The sequence below is a fragment of the Bradyrhizobium sp. USDA3010 genome, assembly GCF_056429065.1.
Window position 1 is genome coordinate 21,751 of record NZ_JBWJZD010000006.1, and the last position, 15,854, is coordinate 37,604.

Here is a 15,854-nt window from a genome sequence, read left to right on the forward strand (position 1 = left end):
CCACCGGGCGATTTTCGCGACCCCAACACGGCGAATATGCCCTGAAGCCATTGTGTAAAATATTAGCCTTCGACGCCCCCTGCTCGCAACCTGAACGGAGGCTGACACCGCTCACGGTAGCAGGCATGGTTCAAGGAACGTTAAAGACCCGGCTCGGGGCCCAATTACGGCAAAATCGGCCGATTTGGTCGAAAAATCCGCCCGTTTGGGCGGCTCAACCCAGCTTGCGGCCGATATCCAGGAACTTCTGGCGCCGCTGTTTGCGAATCGCGTCCGGATCAAGATTTCGTAGGTCGTTGAACGCCTGGGCGATGGCATCGCCCGTGGTCGTGATCATCGCGGCGGGGTCGCGATGAGCGCCGCCGGAGGGTTCTTTCAGGATCTGGTCGATCACGCCGAAGCGCAGCATATCCTGGGCGGTGATCTTCATGCTGTTGGCGGCTTCCTGCGCCTTGGTGCCGTCGCGCCACAGGATCGAGGACGCCGCCTCCGGCGAGATCACGCTGTAGATCGCGTGCTCCATCATCAGCACGCGGTTGGCGGTGGTGATGGCGATGGCGCCGCCCGACATGCCTTCGCCGGTGACGATCGCGACATTGGGCACGCCGAGCGACAAGCAGGCGTCGATCGAGCGCGCGATCGCCTCGGCCTGGCCGCGCTCCTCGGCGCCGATGCCGGGATAGGCGCCGGCGGAATCGACGATCGACAGCACCGGGACGCCGAAGCGGTCGGCCATCTCCATCAGGCGTACCGCCTTGCGGTAGCCTTCGGGACGCGCCATGCCGAAATTGTGCTTGATGCGGGTATCGGTGGTGGCGCCCTTCTCCTGGCCGACCACGCAGATGCTCTCGCCGCGGAAGCGGCCGAAGCCGCCGATCAGGGCCTCGTCGTCGGCGAATTTGCGGTCGCCGGCCATTGGGGTGAATTCGGTGATCAGACCGCCAATGAAATCGGTGAAGTGCGGCCGCTGCGGATGCCGCGCCACCAGCGTCTTCTGCCACGGCGTCAGATTGGCATAGAGGTCGGTGAGGGCCTGCGCCGCCTTGTCCTCGATCCGCGCGACCTCGTCGCCGATGTCGCTGCCGCTCGCGGCAAGCGCACGCAACTCGTCGATCTTGGATTCAAGCTCGGCGACGGGTTTTTCGAAGTCGAGATAGCTGCGCATCGGGTCGGGCATCAACTCAATATAGGGAGGAACAATGCGAGGGGCGAAGCGGTTTTGGCGGTGGCAAGAGAAGTTTTGTAACTTCAATCGGTTAACGCGCATTCGGGCGGAATGCACGCTTCGGGATCGCAGGCAGGTGACGCTCTTTCTGCGGAGACGACGCGGAAGTCAAGGCGGATCAGGTGAAGGTATCGATGTCTGGCGGGCGGCGGACTTACTTCTCGGCCAGCGGATGCAGGTCGCGGACCAGGCTCTTCAGCCGCTCCTCGACCACATGGGTGTAGATCTGGGTGGTGGAGATGTCGGTATGGCCGAGCAGGGTCTGCACGATGCGCAGGTCCGCGCCATTGTGCAGCAGGTGGCTGGCGAAGGCGTGGCGCAGCACGTGCGGGGAGACCAGCCGTGGCGCGAGACCGGAGGCTGCCGCGAGCTCCTTCAGGTCGCGGGCGAAATGCTGCCGGGTCAGGTGGCCGCTCTCGCCGGAGGAGGGAAACAGCCATTTCGATGGCGCTGCCTTCTTCGCCTTCGGCCGCATCACCTCCAGCGCCGCGAGATAATCCGCCATCGCCTGGCGCGAGGCGTCGTTGAGCGGCACCAGCCGCTCCTTGTTGCCCTTGCCGCGCACCACGATCATCCGCGCGTCGCGCCGCGCCGCCGAGACCGGCAGCGACACCAGCTCGGAGACGCGCAGCCCGGTGGCGTAGAGCACCTCGAGCAGGCAATACAGGCGTAGCGCGCGCAGCCGCTGTGCCGGCGAGACGTCGGTCTGGGTCAGCTCCTTGGCGCGGGTCAGCATCCGGTCGACGTCCGCAATCGACAGCACCTTGGGCAGGCCGCGGCCACGCTTCGGGCCGGACAGGATCGCGGCCGGATCGTCGCCGCGGATCCGCTCGTTGAGCAGGAAGCGATAGAGATGCCGCATCGCCGACAGCCGCCGCGCCACGCTGGTCGACTTGAAGCCGCGCGTGTCCAGATCGGCGAGGTAGCCGCGCAGCGCCTCGGTGTCGGCGCTGGTGAAATCGGCGCCGGCGTGGGCGAGGTAATCGGAGAAATCGGTGAGGTCGCGCCGGTAGGCGTCAAGCGTGTTGACGCCGGCGCCCTGTTCCGCGGCGAGCATGTCGAGGAACAACGCGGTCAGCCTGGCGTCGGAGGACCTGGCAGGGGTCCCGGCTTGGGTCCTGGCTTGGGTCTTGGCGGGTGTCTTCACAGGAGCTTTGGCAGCAGCGGGCATGCCAGGATCATAGCGGCTATTTCTTGAGGAACTTATCCGGCGGGATGGTCACGCTGATTTCCCGCGGCTTCGGATGTACGAAATTGGCCAGCGCGAAGACGATGCCGTAGCCGATCCCGAAAATCACGGCGACGACCGTCAGGAAGCGGAACAGGCTGGGCATGGAGGCGACTCAGGCGGCGAATTAACCAATGAAATCATCCAACATGTTCCCCGCGCGGTTGCAAGAGTCGCTGGTAACGGTGTCGCCGAGGGTAGTATAGGTGGCTCGAATTCTGAACAAATCGTCCGAATATCCGAGCTTTTTGATGTCCGACGCAGCCGTCCCGGCGCCCACCCACCCGACCCTGGAGGCCGATATCACGGCCGCCCTGGGGACGCGGTCGATCGTGCTGGTCGGCATGATGGGGGCCGGCAAGTCGACCATCGGCCGGCGATTGTCGGTGCGGCTCAAGCTGGCGTTCACCGACGCGGACACCGAGATCGAGGCGGCGGCGGACATGACGATCCCGGAGATTTTCGAGACCCATGGCGAGGCTTATTTCCGCGACGGCGAGGCGCGGGTGATCGCCCGCATCCTCGACAGCGGCCCGATCGTGCTGGCGACCGGTGGCGGCGCCTTCATGCGTGAGGAAACCCGCAAACGGATCAGCGACAAGGCGATCTCGATTTGGCTCAAGGCCGACAGTGATATCATCATGCGCCGGGTCCGCCGCCGCGCCGATCGTCCGCTGTTGCAGACCGCCGATCCCGAGGCGACCGTCAGCCGGCTGCTCAGCGAGCGCGAGCCGGTCTACCAGAACGCCGATCTGACGATTGCCTCACGCGACGTGCCGCACGACCGTATCGTCGACGAATGCCTCGAGGCCCTGCACGCGCATCTGTGCGGCGTGCGTCCGGCCGGCGAGCCACCTTCTGATGGATTGAACGCGACCTCATGACTGCGCCCTTGAAACACTCCGCCTCCGTTACCGTCGACGTCGCGCTCGGTGACCGCGCCTATGACATCGTCATCGGCCGCGACGTGCTGGCCTCGCTGGGCGAACGCGTCGCGGCGCTGCGGCCCGGCGCGCGGACTGCTGTTGTCACCGATCGCACCGTCGCAAAATACTGGCTGGAGCCGGCCGAGGCGTCGCTGGCGGCCGCGGGCGTGCCGACGTCGCGGATCGTCGTCGAGGAGGGCGAGGGCTCGAAGAGCTACGCCACGCTGACGCAGGTCAGCGAGGCGCTGATCGCGGCAAAGATCGAGCGCAACGATCTGGTGATCGCGCTCGGCGGCGGCGTGGTTGGCGATCTCGCCGGCTTCGCGGCTGCGATCCTGCGCCGCGGCGTCGATTTCGTGCAGGTGCCGACCTCGCTGCTGGCGCAGGTCGATTCCTCCGTCGGCGGCAAGACCGGCATCAACTCGCCGCAGGGCAAGAACCTGATCGGCGCATTCCACCAGCCGGTGCTGGTGATCGCCGACACCTCGGTGCTCGACACGCTGTCGCCGCGCCAGTTCCGCGCCGGCTACTCCGAGGTCGCGAAATACGGTATCCTCGGTGACGAGGCCTTCTTCGCCTGGCTCGAAAAGAACCACGCCGACATTTTCTCGGGCGGCGCCGGGCGCGAGCACGCGATCGCGACCTCCTGCCGCGCCAAGGCCGCCATCGTCTCCCGTGACGAGCGAGAGACCGGCGAGCGTGCGCTGCTCAATCTCGGCCACACTTTCGGGCATGCGCTGGAAGCCGCGACCGGCTTCTCCGACCGCCTGTTCCATGGCGAGGGCGTCTCGGTCGGCATGGTGCTCGCGGCGGAATTCTCCGCGCAGCTCGGCATGATTTCGACGGACGACGCTGCCCGCATCGCGCGTCATCTTTCCTCGGTAGGATTGCCGACGCGCCTGCAGGATATCGCAGGCTTCACGCAGGAAGGGCTTGCCGATGCCGACGCTCTGTTGGCGCTGATGGCGCAGGACAAGAAGGTCAAGCGCGGCAAGCTCACCTTCATCCTGCTGGAGGCGGTCGGCCGCGCCGTGATTGCGAACAATGTCGAGCCTCAGCCGGTGCGCGACTTCCTGCAAGCCAAGCTGAAGGCTTAGAGCGCGATGACTCTTCTTCGGATCGTCATCCCGCTCTATCTCTTTGATTTGAGCATGATCTTTTCGGAAAACCGCTACACACTTTTCCGGATCATGCTCTAACCACGGATCAAGCCAGTGGGATGGTTGACCTTCTCGATCGTGCTGCTCTGTCTGCTCGTCTCCGCCTTCTTCTCGGCGAGTGAGACGGCGCTGACCGGCGCCTCGCGCGCCAGCATGTTGCGGCTGTCGAAGCAGGGCAACAGCGAAGCTACGGTTGTCTCGAGCCTGATGGCGATGCGCGAGCGGATGATCGGCGCGCTGCTGCTCGGCAACAATATCGCCAATATCGGCGCCTCCGCCCTCGCCACCGGCATCTTCACCGCCTGGTTCGGCGATGTCGGCGTGCTTTATGCCACCGGTGTGATGACTGTGCTGGTGGTGATCTTCGCGGAAGTGCTGCCCAAGACCGTCGCCATCAACGCGCCGGACCGGGTATCGCTGCTGGTGGCCCGGCCGATGCGGCTGACGGTGCTCGTGCTCGGGCCGCTTCTCACCATCATTGAATGGATCGTCCGCGCCCTGATGCGGCTGCTTGGCATCAAGATCGGCGCGCATCAGGCCATCCTGTCGCCGACCGAACGCCTGCGCGGCGCGGTCGATCTGCTGCATCACGAGGGCAAGGTCGAGAAGCAGGACCGCGACATGCTCGGCGGGTTGCTCGACCTCAGCGAGCTGCAGGTCTCCGACGTGATGGTCCACCGCACCGAGATGACCATGGTCAATGCCGACCTGCCGCCCGAGGATTTGGTGCGCGAGGTGCTGGCGAGCGAATACACCCGCATCCCGCTGTGGCGCGAGAAGCCGGAAAACATCGTCGGCGTGCTCCACGCCAAGGACCTGCTGCGCGCGATGCGCGCCAATGAGGGCGACATGTCGGCGATCGATGCCTCCGCGATCGCGCTGCCGCCCTGGTTCGTGCCGGAGATGCGCCCGGTCTCCGAACAGCTGAAGGCGTTCCGCCGCCGCAAGACCCACTTCGCCCTGGTGGTCGACGAGTATGGCGAGGTCGAAGGCATGGTGACGCTGGAGGACATCCTGGAGGAGATCGTCGGCGACATCTCCGACGAGCACGACGTCGTGGTCGCCGGCGTGCGCGCCCAGCCGGACGGCTCGGTCGTGGTCGACGGCTCGGTGCCGATCCGCGACCTCAACCGCGCGATGGACTGGCGCCTGCCGGACGAGGAGGCGACCACGGTTGCCGGCCTCGTGATCCACGAGGCGCGGTCGATTCCCGATCGCGGCCAGAGCTTCACCTTCCACGGCTTCCGCTTCCGCGTGCTCCGCCGCGAGCGCAACCGCATCACCGCGCTGCGCATCGTCGCGGTCCCGCGCGAGGCCGCCGAGCTCGACGAGAAGAAGCCGAAGCGGGCGGGGACGGCGTTCTAGTCCTGGTCCGGCGAACGAAGCCTATCCCCGTCACCCCCGCGCAACGGCTTTGCCGTTGTCGCTGGAGGAGCCGCGAAGCGGCGTCTCGAAGGGTCGACGGCCCGGCTGGTGGTCGCGCATCCTTCGAGGCTCGCAAGGGCTCGCGCCTCAGGATGACGGTCTGGCGACTATTCCGAATGCTACTCGATATCGATCGTGATGCCTGACAGCTTCCACGCGCCGTCGGAGGGGATGAAGCCGAGCTGATACTTCACCTGCTTGGGCGTGGTGTCGAAATGGCCCTTGAGCCGCAACACGCCCTTGTCGTCGATCTTGGCGTCCTCATCGAGCACAATCGGCTTGGCGACCACGGCGTCGAACACCGCGTGCTTGTCGACCAGATCCTTGAAGATCGTCTTCAGCTTGTCCGGCGAAAACTGGTCGCGGAACGGCTTTGAGATCTTGGCGTGGAACACGGTGAAATTGTTCGCGGCCACCGCGTCGTTGAGCGAGACCAGGATGCTCTTGATCAGCACCTCCTGGACGAACGGGCTCGGCATATCCAGTGCCGAGGCCGGGCGCATCGCGCAGATCAGGAGCAGGCCGGCGGCGGCGACAATCGACCGGAAACGTGGCCAGCAAGGGATCATCAATGGCCCCATATCAAGCGTGGCGATGCGGTCCGTCATTTGCCTGCTCAGACATGGAGCGGGTCCATCGCCGGGAGTCTTGTTCTCAATAACGGAAAACCACTGCTTCGTCTTGAGCCAAGCGCGAGCTAGCGCGGCTTTTCCCCGGGGCCGTGGGCGTGGATCGCCAGCGCATGCACCGAGCCGGCGAGTTCCTGCGCCAGCGTCGCATTTATCATGCGATGGCGTTCGATCCGGCTCTTCCCTTCGAAGGCCGGAGACACAATATATACCCTGAAATGCGTCTCGCCGCCTGGCCTGTGGCCGGCGTGGCCCTCATGCAGATGTGACTCATCGACCACGTCGAGGCTTTCGGGCAAGAAAGCTTCACGCAACTTGTTTATGATAGCGTCTTTGGTGCTCATGGCGGCGGAGTTAGGTCCGCGACGGCTTTTCGTCAATGGTGCAAGCGGGAAACGAGGTCTGCGCAATGTCAAGACTTGAAGATTTGTGCATTGCGTAGTCAAAGAGAACATGCCGATCGATTCATCAAAATTCTTCGACTCCATTCGCATCAAGCCGACCAAGGTGAGTGCGAAGCGCCAGGCGCAGGCCGGCGAGCAGGCCGTGACCTGCGAGTGGGCGGGTTGCCAGAACAAGGGCGCGCACCGCGCCCCGAAGGGCCGCGAGAATTCGCGCGAGTATTGGCACTTCTGTCTCGAACACGTCCGTGAGTACAACCAGTCCTACAATTTCTTCCAGGGCATGAATCCTGACGACGTCGCGCGCTACCAGAAGGACGCGCTGACCGGCCACCGTCCGACCTGGAAGATGGGCGCCAACAACGGCAAGAAGGAGAGCGGGCTCGACGCCGCCTCCGATCCGTTCCACGTGTTCTCCGAGCTCAACGGCCGCGGCCGCTGGCGTCCCGGACCGGGTGGCGCGGAGCCCAAGCCCGAGACCCGCAAGGTCATGAACGCCGAGCGCAAGGCGCTGCTGGTGATGGGGCTCGGCGCCGGCGCGACGCTCGAAGACGTCAAGTCGAAATACAAGGCGCTGGTGAAGCAGCACCACCCCGACGCCAACGGCGGCGACCGCTCCACCGAGGATCGCCTGATCGAGATCATCAAGGCGTACAATTATCTGAAGACCGTGGTGCGCGAGGCGTAAGCTGTTGCCTCCGTCGCCCCTGCGAAAGCAGGGGCCCATAACCACCGGCGGTTATTGCGTTTACGAGATGTCTAACCCATCGTCCGACGATGCAGTTTTGTAGCCCGGATGAAGCGAAGCGCAATCCGGGACCCATCGATCCGCGGTCACACCGTTCCCGGATTTCGCTGCGCTCCATCCGGGCTACGGCTTGTTCGCTTGTCACTTAACCCTTCGGCACTGCTCCGACATACGAAGAGCTCGGCCGGATCAGCCGGCCGGTGCGCCGCTGTTCCAGCGCGTGCGCGGTCCAGCCGGCGGCACGGGCCACCGCGAAGATCGGCGTGAACGCCTGGCGCGGGATCTCCAGCCCATCGAGCAGGATCGCGGTGAAGAACTCGACATTGGTCTCGAGCGGCCGCTCCGGGTTCTTCTTGCGCAGCGCTGCGCGGATATAGGCCTCGACCTCGCCGGCAAACGGCAGGTCGGCGCCGCTGGCCTCCAGGCGCTCGATCGCGACCTTCAGCACATCGGCGCGCGGGTCACGCACGCGATAGACCCGATGTCCAAAGCCCATCAGCCGTTCGCCATGCGCCAGCGCGCCGTCGACCCAGGGCTTGATGCGCTCACGGGTGCCGATTGCGTCCAACATCTCCAGCACCGGCTCCGGCGCGCCGCCATGCAGCGGGCCGGTCAGCGCGCAATAGCCGCCGGTGATGGCCGCGAACAGATCGGCCTGGGTCGAGGCGATCACCCGCGTGGTGAAGGTCGATGCATTCATGCCGTGGTCGCAGACGGTGACGAAATAGGCGTCGAGCGCCGCTACCTCGCGCGGCTCGGCCTTGCGCCCCCGCAGCATCCGCAGCGTGTCGGCGGCGTGGCTGGCGTTCGGGTCCGGCGCGATCGGGGCATGTCCCTTGGCGTGCTGCACCAGGGCGCCCGCGATCACCGGGAAGGCGCCGACGATCGTCGCCTCGTGCTCCAGCCCGTTCTCGCCGCGAAGGCCAGCGATCGCGGCCCGGAAGCCGTCGACGATCGACATGCCGCGCGTCGCCGGCATCAGGTCCGGCAGTCGCGCAAAGGCGCGTTCGCGGGCGGCGCCGAGGCCGGCGCGGACGTTGGCCTCGCTCAGCGACTTGCCGGTGGCGCCGTTCCACAGCCGCGCCGTGACGCCCTCGAAGCTCGACTTGCCCGCGAGGTTGGCGACGTGCTCGCCGGCGATGATCAACTCGCCGCGCTCGCCGTCGACATGGCTCAACACGGTCTCGGCGGCGGGAACGCCTTCCAGACCGATCTGGCTCTTGGTGAGAATCATGTTCATGGCCCGATCTCCTTGCTTCACACCTTGAAGGTCGGGCCTCTCGACGAGTTGATCAATCTTGATTATATAAATCAATATGAAAAAATCCGCCGAGCTTTACCTCTCCGCCCGCGAGGCCGCCGCCGAGCTCGCGATCTCGCCGGCGACCCTCTATGCCTATGTCAGCCGCGGCCTGATCCGCTCCGAGCCGTCGCCGGATTCGCGCAGCCACCGCTACCGTGCCGAGGACATCAGGGGGTTGAAGGAGCGCCGCGTGCCGTCACCGGAGCCGCGCGGCTTTCGCAATTTCGACGCCGATCTGCCGGTGATGGATTCGGCGATCGCGACCATCACCGAGCAGGGCCCGATCTATCGCGGCGTGAACTGCGTCGATCTCGCCGAGCGTGACACGCTGGAGCACACCGCGACACTGCTGTGGGACGTCACCGGCGTCGATCCGTTCGCGTCGGACAATTGCCCCCATGTCTCGGATGAGATGCGCGCGATCGCCGAGGCCGCGCGGCGCGCCCAGCCGATCGACCGGACGGTCGCGGTGCTGGCGCTGGCGGCGAGTGCCGATCCCGGTGCCTTCACCCGCGCGCCTGATGGCCGTGCGATGGTTGGCGGGCGCATCCTGCGGCTGCTGGTCGCGACCATGCTGAACGCCGTGCCATCGGCCGAGCCGCTGCATGAGCAGGTGGCGCGGGTCTGGACGCCGGACAACAAGCACGCGGCCGACCTGATTCGCCGCGCGCTGGTGCTGCTCGCGGATCACGAATTGAACGCCTCCACCTTCACGGCGCGCTGCGCGGCATCGACCGGCCTCAATCTGTACGACTCCGTGATCGCGGGTCTCGTCGCGTTGAAGGGGCCGATGCATGGCGGCGCCGGCGTGCTCGCCTCGCGCCTGGTCAAGACCATGATCGACAATGACGTTGCGCCCGTGGTCCGCGAGCGGGTCGCGCTCGGCGAACGCTTCGCCGGCTTCGGGCACGGCGTCTACAAGAAGGGCGATCCGCGCGCGATCTCGCTGCTCGAGGCCCTGACGCGGGCCGGCGCACCGCGCAAATTCACCAGGGAGGTGCCTGAGCGGATCGCGGAAGCGACCGGCGAGTTCGTCAACATCGATTACGCGCTGGCGGTGCTGATCCATGCGCTGCGGATGCCCGCAGGGAGCGAGCTCGCGCTGTTTGCGATGGCCCGCAGCGTCGGCTGGATCGCGCATGCCAGCGAGCAGCTTCAGCTTGGCAAGCTGATCAGGCCCCGCGCGCGCTATGTCGGCCCGGCACCGGGGCGGGCCGGCACGACCAATAGTATCTAGCGCATGATCCGGAAAAGTGGGGACCGGTTTTCCGAAGAGATCATGCGCAAAAAGATCAGGCTATTTTGCCGGCTTGGCCGGTTCGATCAGGCCGCCGCCATGCCGGCGGCGGATGGTCCAGATCGCCAGCGACAGGATGACGGCGCAACCCGCGACCGCGAACATCCACAGGTGCTTGCCGACATGTTGATGATGCGGCAGGCCGGCATAGTCGTGCAGCGCGGTGACGGCGAGCACGCCGGGCAACACATGCGCCGGTGCCCAGAGCAGGATCGCTGGGATGTTGATCGCGTAGAAGCGCGCCGGCGGCATGTCGAGCGCGCCGGCGGTGATCGGCACAAAGGCGCGAATCGGCGGCACGAAGCGGGCGAAGAACACCGCGAGCACGCCCCAGCGGTTGAAGAAGGCCTCGCTCTGCGCGACCACGCGCGGGTAGTTGGAAAGCGGCCAGGCCGACAGGATCTCGCGCTGGCTGCGGTAGCCGATCAGGTAGGCGGTGCCGTCGCCGAGCATCGCGCCGGCGGCCGCGGCGGCCAGCACCGGCACGAGCTTCAATTCGCCGCCCGGGACCAGCGCGCTCAGCGCCAGGATGATGGTCGACCCCGGCACCAGCGAGCCAACCACCGGGACTGCTTCCAGCAGGGCGGCCAGAAACAGCGTCAGATAGGCGAGCCAGGCATGGGCCGAAACGAACGCGATCAATGGGTCAAGGAATGAGGTCACAGAATCCCTGGGTGCGGTGAAACAGGTCCGAGAGCTAACAACTCCCCACCGGGCTGAAAAGTGCCTCGCCGGGCAGGCCGCCGTGGCGCTGCGGCGAAAGTACGGCGGGATTTGCAGAGCAGCCTTCCAAAAACCGAGTTTCGCGCCTATCTTTATGATACAACAACGGAACTTTGATTTGCCCGTGGGCTTCTGCCGGCCGATGCTCTCTGCTAGGCTTGTGCGTAGCACCCCATCCGCAGCCAAATGACCTAAATCTGGTTTCGGGAATGCCCGGGACCTCGGAGGATGAATGACGACGGCCGTCCAGACCAAAGCGCAAGAACCCGTCGGGTTGCCCGACATGAAGGTGTCGGTTCGGCAGGTCTTCGGGATCGATAGCGATCTGGAAGTTCCGGCCTATTCCGAAGTCGATCCGCATGTGCCGGAAGTCGACAGCGACTATCGCTTCGACCGCGCCACCACGCTCGCGATCCTCGCCGGCTTTGCCAAGAACCGCCGCGTGATGGTCACCGGCTATCACGGCACCGGCAAATCGACTCACATCGAGCAGGTTGCCGCCCGCCTCAACTGGCCCTGCGTGCGCGTCAACCTCGACAGCCACATCAGCCGTATCGATCTCGTTGGCAAGGATGCCATCGTGGTCAAGGAGGGCAAGCAGGTCACGGAATTCCGCGACGGCATCCTGCCCTGGGCGCTGCAGCACAACATCGCGCTGGTGTTCGACGAGTACGACGCCGGCCGTCCGGACGTGATGTTCGTGATCCAGCGCGTGCTGGAGGTGTCCGGCCGCCTGACGCTGCTCGACCAGAACAAGGTGATCAAGCCGCACCCGGCGTTCCGCCTGTTCTCGACCGCCAACACGGTCGGCCTCGGCGACACCTCGGGCCTCTATCACGGCACCCAGCAGATCAACCAGGGCCAGATGGACCGCTGGTCGATCGTCACCACGCTGAACTACCTCGCCCATGACGAGGAAGTTGAGATCGTGCTGGCGAAGGCGAAGCACTATCGCACGCAGGAAGGCCGCGACATCGTCAACAAGATGGTGCGGCTGGCGGATCTCACCCGCAACGCGTTCGCCAACGGCGACCTGTCGACGGTGATGAGCCCGCGCACGGTGATCACCTGGGCCGAGAACGCCGACATCTTCAACGACATCGGCTTCGCGTTCCGCGTCACCTTCCTCAACAAGTGTGACGAGCTGGAGCGGCCGCTGGTCGCCGAGTTCTACCAGCGCTGCTTCAACGTCGAGTTGCCGGAATCCTCGGTCAACGTGGCGCTCAGCTAGTCCATGCCGAAAATCTCCGTCGAGCGCACAGTCACACAGACGAAGAAAGCGGTGCTCGGCGGATTGCTCCGCTACAACAGCGAGAAGATGGGGAAGCAGAAATACAAGCGCTTCGCCATCTCGCTGCGGCAAGGCGACGAGATCGTCGGCGGCATCGTCGGCGAGGTCTGGACCGCGGTGTTGTTCATCCAGCTGTTCTGGATGGAGCAGAAGTTTCGCAACAAGGGTTTTGGCGCGAAGCTGATCAAGGCGATCGAAGACGAGGCGCGGCGCTTCGGAGCGACGCGATCCTATCTGGATACGATGAGCTTCCAGGCGCCGGGCTTCTACCGCGCCAATGGATATAAAGAGTTCGGTTCGATTGAGGGGTATCCCGGCGGCGTCACACGCCACTGGTTTACGAAATCGCTATGACAACCTCCAATATCAAATTCCGTCCCGGATCGAAGGAAGCGCCGACCGAGCCGTTCAAGCGCTCGGTGTCGGCCTGTCTGAAGGCGATCGCCAGGAAGCCGGAGCTCGAGGTCTCTTTCGCCGCCGAGCGGCCGGGGCTTGCGCCCGGCAAGGCGCGGTTGCCGGAGCCGGCGCGCAAGATGACCAAGCGCGATGCGGCGATCGTGCGCGGCCACGCCGACTCGATCGCGCTCAAGATCGCCTGTCACGATCCCAAGGTGCATCGCAAGCTGATGCCGGGCAATCCGCAGGCGCGCGGCGTGTTCGAGGCGGTCGAGCAGGCGCGCGTCGAGGCGATCGGCTCGCGGCGGATGGCCGGCGTTGCGAAGAACCTCACCGCGATGCTCGACGATCATTTCCACCGCGGCAAGTATGACGAGATCACCGACCGCGCCGATGCTCCGTTGTCGGATGCGCTGGCGATGCTGGTGCGCGAACGCCTGACCGGCATGGCGCCGCCGGCGGCCGCCAAGAAGATGGTCGATCTCTGGCGTCCGACGCTGGAGGACAAGATCGGCTCGCGGCTCGACCAGCTCAGCCGTTTCACCGAGGACCAGGCGAGGTTCGGTGACATGGTCCACGATCTGCTGTCGGCGCTCGATCTCGGCGACGACCGCAACATGGATTCCGACGACGACGAGGATCAGGACGAGAACCAGGACGGCGAGAACGATCAGTCCGGTGCCGAGGGTTCGCCCGATTCCGACGCCGCGCAGGAGATGAGCGCCGACCAGGCCCAGACGAGCGCGGAAGAGATGAGCGAAAGCGCGATGGAGAGCGCGCAGGCCTCCACGTCAGACACGTTCGACGACGGCGAACTGGGCGACGACGAGACGCCGGGCGAGGCGACACGGCCGAATTCGCGCGGCCAGAACGAGCCGCGTGGTCCGGAATATCACGCGTTTGCGCCGAAGTTCGACGAGGTGATCGCCGCGGAAGATCTCTGCGATCACGACGAGCTCGAACGGCTGCGCTCCTATCTCGACAAGCAGCTCGCGCATCTGCAGGGCATCGTGGCGCGGCTCGCCAACCGCCTGCAGCGCCGCCTGATGGCGCAGCAGAACCGCGCCTGGGACTTCGATCTCGAGGAAGGCATCCTCGATCCGGCGCGGCTGTCGCGCGTCGTCACCGATCCCTATCATCCGCTGTCCTTCATGCATGAGAAGGAGGCGACCTTCCGCGACACCGTGGTGACGCTGCTGCTCGACAATTCAGGTTCGATGCGCGGTCGTCCGATCACGGTTGCCGCCACCTGCGCCGACATCCTGGCGCGCACGCTGGAGCGTTGCGGCGTCAAGGTCGAGATCCTGGGCTTCACCACCCGCGCCTGGAAGGGCGGGCAGTCGCGCGAGGCGTGGCTTGCGGCCGGCAAGCCGGCCAATCCCGGCCGCCTCAACGATCTGCGCCACATCATCTACAAGTCGGCCGACGCACCGTGGCGTCGTGCGCGCAAGAATCTCGGCCTGATGATGCGCGAGGGCCTGCTCAAGGAGAACATCGATGGCGAGGCGCTCGACTGGGCGCACAAGCGTCTGCTCGCGCGTCCCGAGCAGCGCCGCATCCTGATGATGATCTCCGACGGCGCGCCGGTCGACGATTCCACGCTGTCGGTCAATCCCGGCAACTATCTCGAGCGGCACCTGCGTCACATCATCGAGGAGATCGAGACCCGCTCGCCGGTCGAGCTGATCGCGATCGGCATCGGTCATGACGTGACGCGCTATTATCGCCGCGCCGTCACCATCGTGGACGCCGAAGAGCTTGGCGGCGCCATCACCGAAAAGCTCGCCGAGCTGTTCAGCGAGACCCACGGCTCGGCACCCGCACCGGGCACGCGGCGCCGCCTCCACTCGTGAGACATGCTCCCACCGCCTGGAGCGTTTTCGAGCGAAGTAGATACCGGTTCGCGTAAAGAAAACGCGTCAAAACAAGAACCTAGAGCCCCGTTCCGATTCAATCGGAACGGAAAAGGCTCTAGCCGCCGCCACGTCCTGCAAGGGATGGCGGCGGGACTGTCGGCCGCAGCATTGCCGCGTCTCGCACAGGCGCAGGGCGCGAGCCAGCCGGCGCTGACGCCGGGACCGCCCGGCAGGCCGGGCCGTCACCGCGTCGACGAACCCGCAGCTGTCGAGGTCAACGCGCGGCCGCTGCCGTCGTTCGATATCCGCGATCGTGCGCGGGTGCGGTTCGGCGCGCTGGAATATCGCAGCGGCCTGATCCTGACCTCGTCGTTCACCGGCTTCGGCGGCCTGTCCGCGCTGCGGCTCGATGCCAAAGGCGAGCGCTTCATCGCGGTCAGCGACCAGGGCACCTGGTTCACCGGCCGCATCGTCTATCGCGGCCGGGAGATGGCCGGGCTCGACGATGTCGAGGCGGCGCCGCTGCTCGACGCCCACGGCAAACCGATCACCGCGACCCGCGGCTGGTATGATTCGGAATCGCTCGCGCTCGACGGCTCCATTGCCTATGTCGGGCTCGAGCGGGTCAACCAGGTGCTGCGCTACGATTTCGCCAAGGGCTTCACCCGCGCGCGCGGCGAGGTGGTGCCGCTGCCCACGGCGGCGCGCAAGCTGCCCATCAACAAGGGGCTCGAGGCGCTCGTCTTCGTGCCCAAGGTCATGCCCAAAGCCACACCGGCGAGCCAGCCGCTGGCCGGTACGCTGATCGCGCTTTCCGAACGCGGGCTCGATGCCGGCGGCAACCTGATCGCCTTCCTGGTCGGCGGCAAGACGCCGGGCCAGTTCAGCGTCCGCCGCACCGAGAACTTCGACATCAGCGACGCGGTCCTGCTGCCGTCGGGCGATCTGCTGATCCTGGAGCGGAAATTCTCCTGGCTCGGCGGCGCCGGCATTCGCATCCGCCGCCTCGCTTTGTCGGACATCGCGCCCGGCGCCGTCGTCGATGGTCCGGCGATCTTCAATGCCGATCTCGGCAACGAGATCGACAACATGGAAGGCATCGACGCCCATGTCACGGCGGAGGGCGAGACCGTGCTGACCATGATCTCCGACGACAATTTCTCCCTGATCCAGCGCAATTTGCTGCTGCAATTCACGCTGGTGGACTGAGGCGCCGGCCTGCGGGTCACTGTTATCGCATTGCTGA

16 protein-coding genes are annotated in these 15,854 nt (G+C 65.6%); 9 read left to right on the forward strand and 7 right to left on the reverse strand.

Annotated elements, in window-relative coordinates; genetic code table 11:
* Positions 1-214: 214 nt before the first annotated feature.
* The 3 genes from AC066Y_RS11760 to AC066Y_RS11770 all read right to left on the reverse strand — a co-directional run bounded on the left by AC066Y_RS11760 (position 215) and on the right by AC066Y_RS11770 (position 2,559).
* Complete coding sequence (locus tag AC066Y_RS11760; RefSeq protein ID WP_212311932.1) at positions 215-1,177, reverse strand: acetyl-CoA carboxylase carboxyltransferase subunit alpha; 963 nt, start codon at positions 1,175-1,177, stop codon at positions 215-217.
* 202 nt (positions 1,178-1,379) lie between these two features.
* Positions 1,380-2,396 carry a site-specific tyrosine recombinase XerD gene (xerD, locus tag AC066Y_RS11765; protein WP_478274011.1) on the reverse strand — a complete coding sequence of 339 codons (1,017 nt, stop codon included), beginning with the start codon at positions 2,394-2,396 and terminating at the stop codon, positions 1,380-1,382.
* A gap of 16 nt (positions 2,397-2,412) precedes the next feature.
* Positions 2,413-2,559, reverse strand: coding sequence for a histidine kinase (locus AC066Y_RS11770; RefSeq protein WP_478274012.1), 147 nt, complete (start codon positions 2,557-2,559; stop codon positions 2,413-2,415).
* A gap of 145 nt (positions 2,560-2,704) precedes the next feature.
* Here AC066Y_RS11770 and AC066Y_RS11775 point away from each other — a divergent pair, with 145 nt between their 5' ends.
* The 3 genes from AC066Y_RS11775 to AC066Y_RS11785 all read left to right on the forward strand — a co-directional run bounded on the left by AC066Y_RS11775 (position 2,705) and on the right by AC066Y_RS11785 (position 5,904).
* Positions 2,705-3,337, forward strand: coding sequence for a shikimate kinase (locus tag AC066Y_RS11775; RefSeq protein ID WP_478274013.1), 633 nt, complete (start codon positions 2,705-2,707; stop codon positions 3,335-3,337).
* Positions 3,334-4,476 (forward strand): 3-dehydroquinate synthase, encoded by a 1,143-nt coding sequence (gene aroB, locus AC066Y_RS11780; RefSeq protein WP_478274014.1) that lies wholly within the window; start codon positions 3,334-3,336, stop codon positions 4,474-4,476. Before AC066Y_RS11775 ends, aroB begins: the two co-directional genes overlap by 4 nt.
* Before the next feature lie 117 nt (positions 4,477-4,593).
* Positions 4,594-5,904 carry an HlyC/CorC family transporter gene (locus AC066Y_RS11785; RefSeq protein ID WP_478274015.1) on the forward strand — a complete coding sequence of 437 codons (1,311 nt, stop codon included), beginning with the start codon at positions 4,594-4,596 and terminating at the stop codon, positions 5,902-5,904.
* Positions 5,905-6,083: 179 nt separating this feature from the next.
* Here AC066Y_RS11785 and AC066Y_RS11790 read toward each other — a convergent pair whose 3' ends face one another.
* Positions 6,084-6,572, reverse strand: coding sequence for a hypothetical protein (locus AC066Y_RS11790; protein ID WP_478274016.1), 489 nt, complete (start codon positions 6,570-6,572; stop codon positions 6,084-6,086).
* An 89-nt stretch (positions 6,573-6,661) separates the two neighbouring features.
* Positions 6,662-6,937: a BolA family protein gene (locus AC066Y_RS11795; protein WP_028338206.1), complete on the reverse strand. Its 276-nt coding sequence runs from the start codon at positions 6,935-6,937 to the stop codon at positions 6,662-6,664.
* A gap of 109 nt (positions 6,938-7,046) precedes the next feature.
* Here AC066Y_RS11795 and AC066Y_RS11800 point away from each other — a divergent pair, with 109 nt between their 5' ends.
* Positions 7,047-7,682, forward strand: coding sequence for a J domain-containing protein (locus AC066Y_RS11800; protein WP_478274017.1), 636 nt, complete (start codon positions 7,047-7,049; stop codon positions 7,680-7,682).
* Between the two features lie 205 nt (positions 7,683-7,887).
* On the opposite strand, the gene AC066Y_RS11805 is transcribed toward AC066Y_RS11800, so the two are convergent.
* A complete protein-coding gene (locus tag AC066Y_RS11805) occupies positions 7,888-8,982 on the reverse strand; it encodes a citrate synthase/methylcitrate synthase (RefSeq protein WP_478274018.1) in 1,095 nt (364 codons plus the stop codon).
* Positions 8,983-9,058: 76 nt separating this feature from the next.
* Between AC066Y_RS11805 and AC066Y_RS11810 the strand changes: the two genes are divergently transcribed.
* Entirely contained in the window at positions 9,059-10,282 is a 1,224-nt protein-coding gene (locus AC066Y_RS11810; protein ID WP_478274019.1) for a citrate synthase, read from the forward strand.
* 60 nt (positions 10,283-10,342) lie between these two features.
* On the opposite strand, the gene AC066Y_RS11815 is transcribed toward AC066Y_RS11810, so the two are convergent.
* A complete protein-coding gene (locus AC066Y_RS11815) occupies positions 10,343-11,005 on the reverse strand; it encodes a DedA family protein (RefSeq protein ID WP_456759514.1) in 663 nt (220 codons plus the stop codon).
* A 292-nt stretch (positions 11,006-11,297) separates the two neighbouring features.
* Here AC066Y_RS11815 and cobS point away from each other — a divergent pair, with 292 nt between their 5' ends.
* From cobS to AC066Y_RS11835, 4 genes are all read left to right on the forward strand, one after another.
* The gene (gene cobS, locus AC066Y_RS11820; RefSeq protein ID WP_050405952.1) at positions 11,298-12,296 is read left to right on the forward strand and encodes a cobaltochelatase subunit CobS; all 999 of its coding nucleotides are present in this window, start codon (positions 11,298-11,300) and stop codon (positions 12,294-12,296) included.
* Positions 12,297-12,299: 3 nt separating this feature from the next.
* Positions 12,300-12,710, forward strand: a complete 411-nt coding sequence (locus AC066Y_RS11825) for a GNAT family N-acetyltransferase (protein ID WP_461350790.1) — start codon at positions 12,300-12,302, stop codon at positions 12,708-12,710.
* Positions 12,707-14,605 (forward strand): cobaltochelatase subunit CobT, encoded by a 1,899-nt coding sequence (gene cobT / locus AC066Y_RS11830; RefSeq protein ID WP_478274020.1) that lies wholly within the window; start codon positions 12,707-12,709, stop codon positions 14,603-14,605. The genes AC066Y_RS11825 and cobT overlap by 4 nt, the downstream gene beginning before the upstream one ends.
* A gap of 144 nt (positions 14,606-14,749) precedes the next feature.
* Positions 14,750-15,817: an esterase-like activity of phytase family protein gene (locus tag AC066Y_RS11835; RefSeq protein WP_478274021.1), complete on the forward strand. Its 1,068-nt coding sequence runs from the start codon at positions 14,750-14,752 to the stop codon at positions 15,815-15,817.
* The last annotated feature ends 37 nt before the right edge of the window (positions 15,818-15,854 follow it).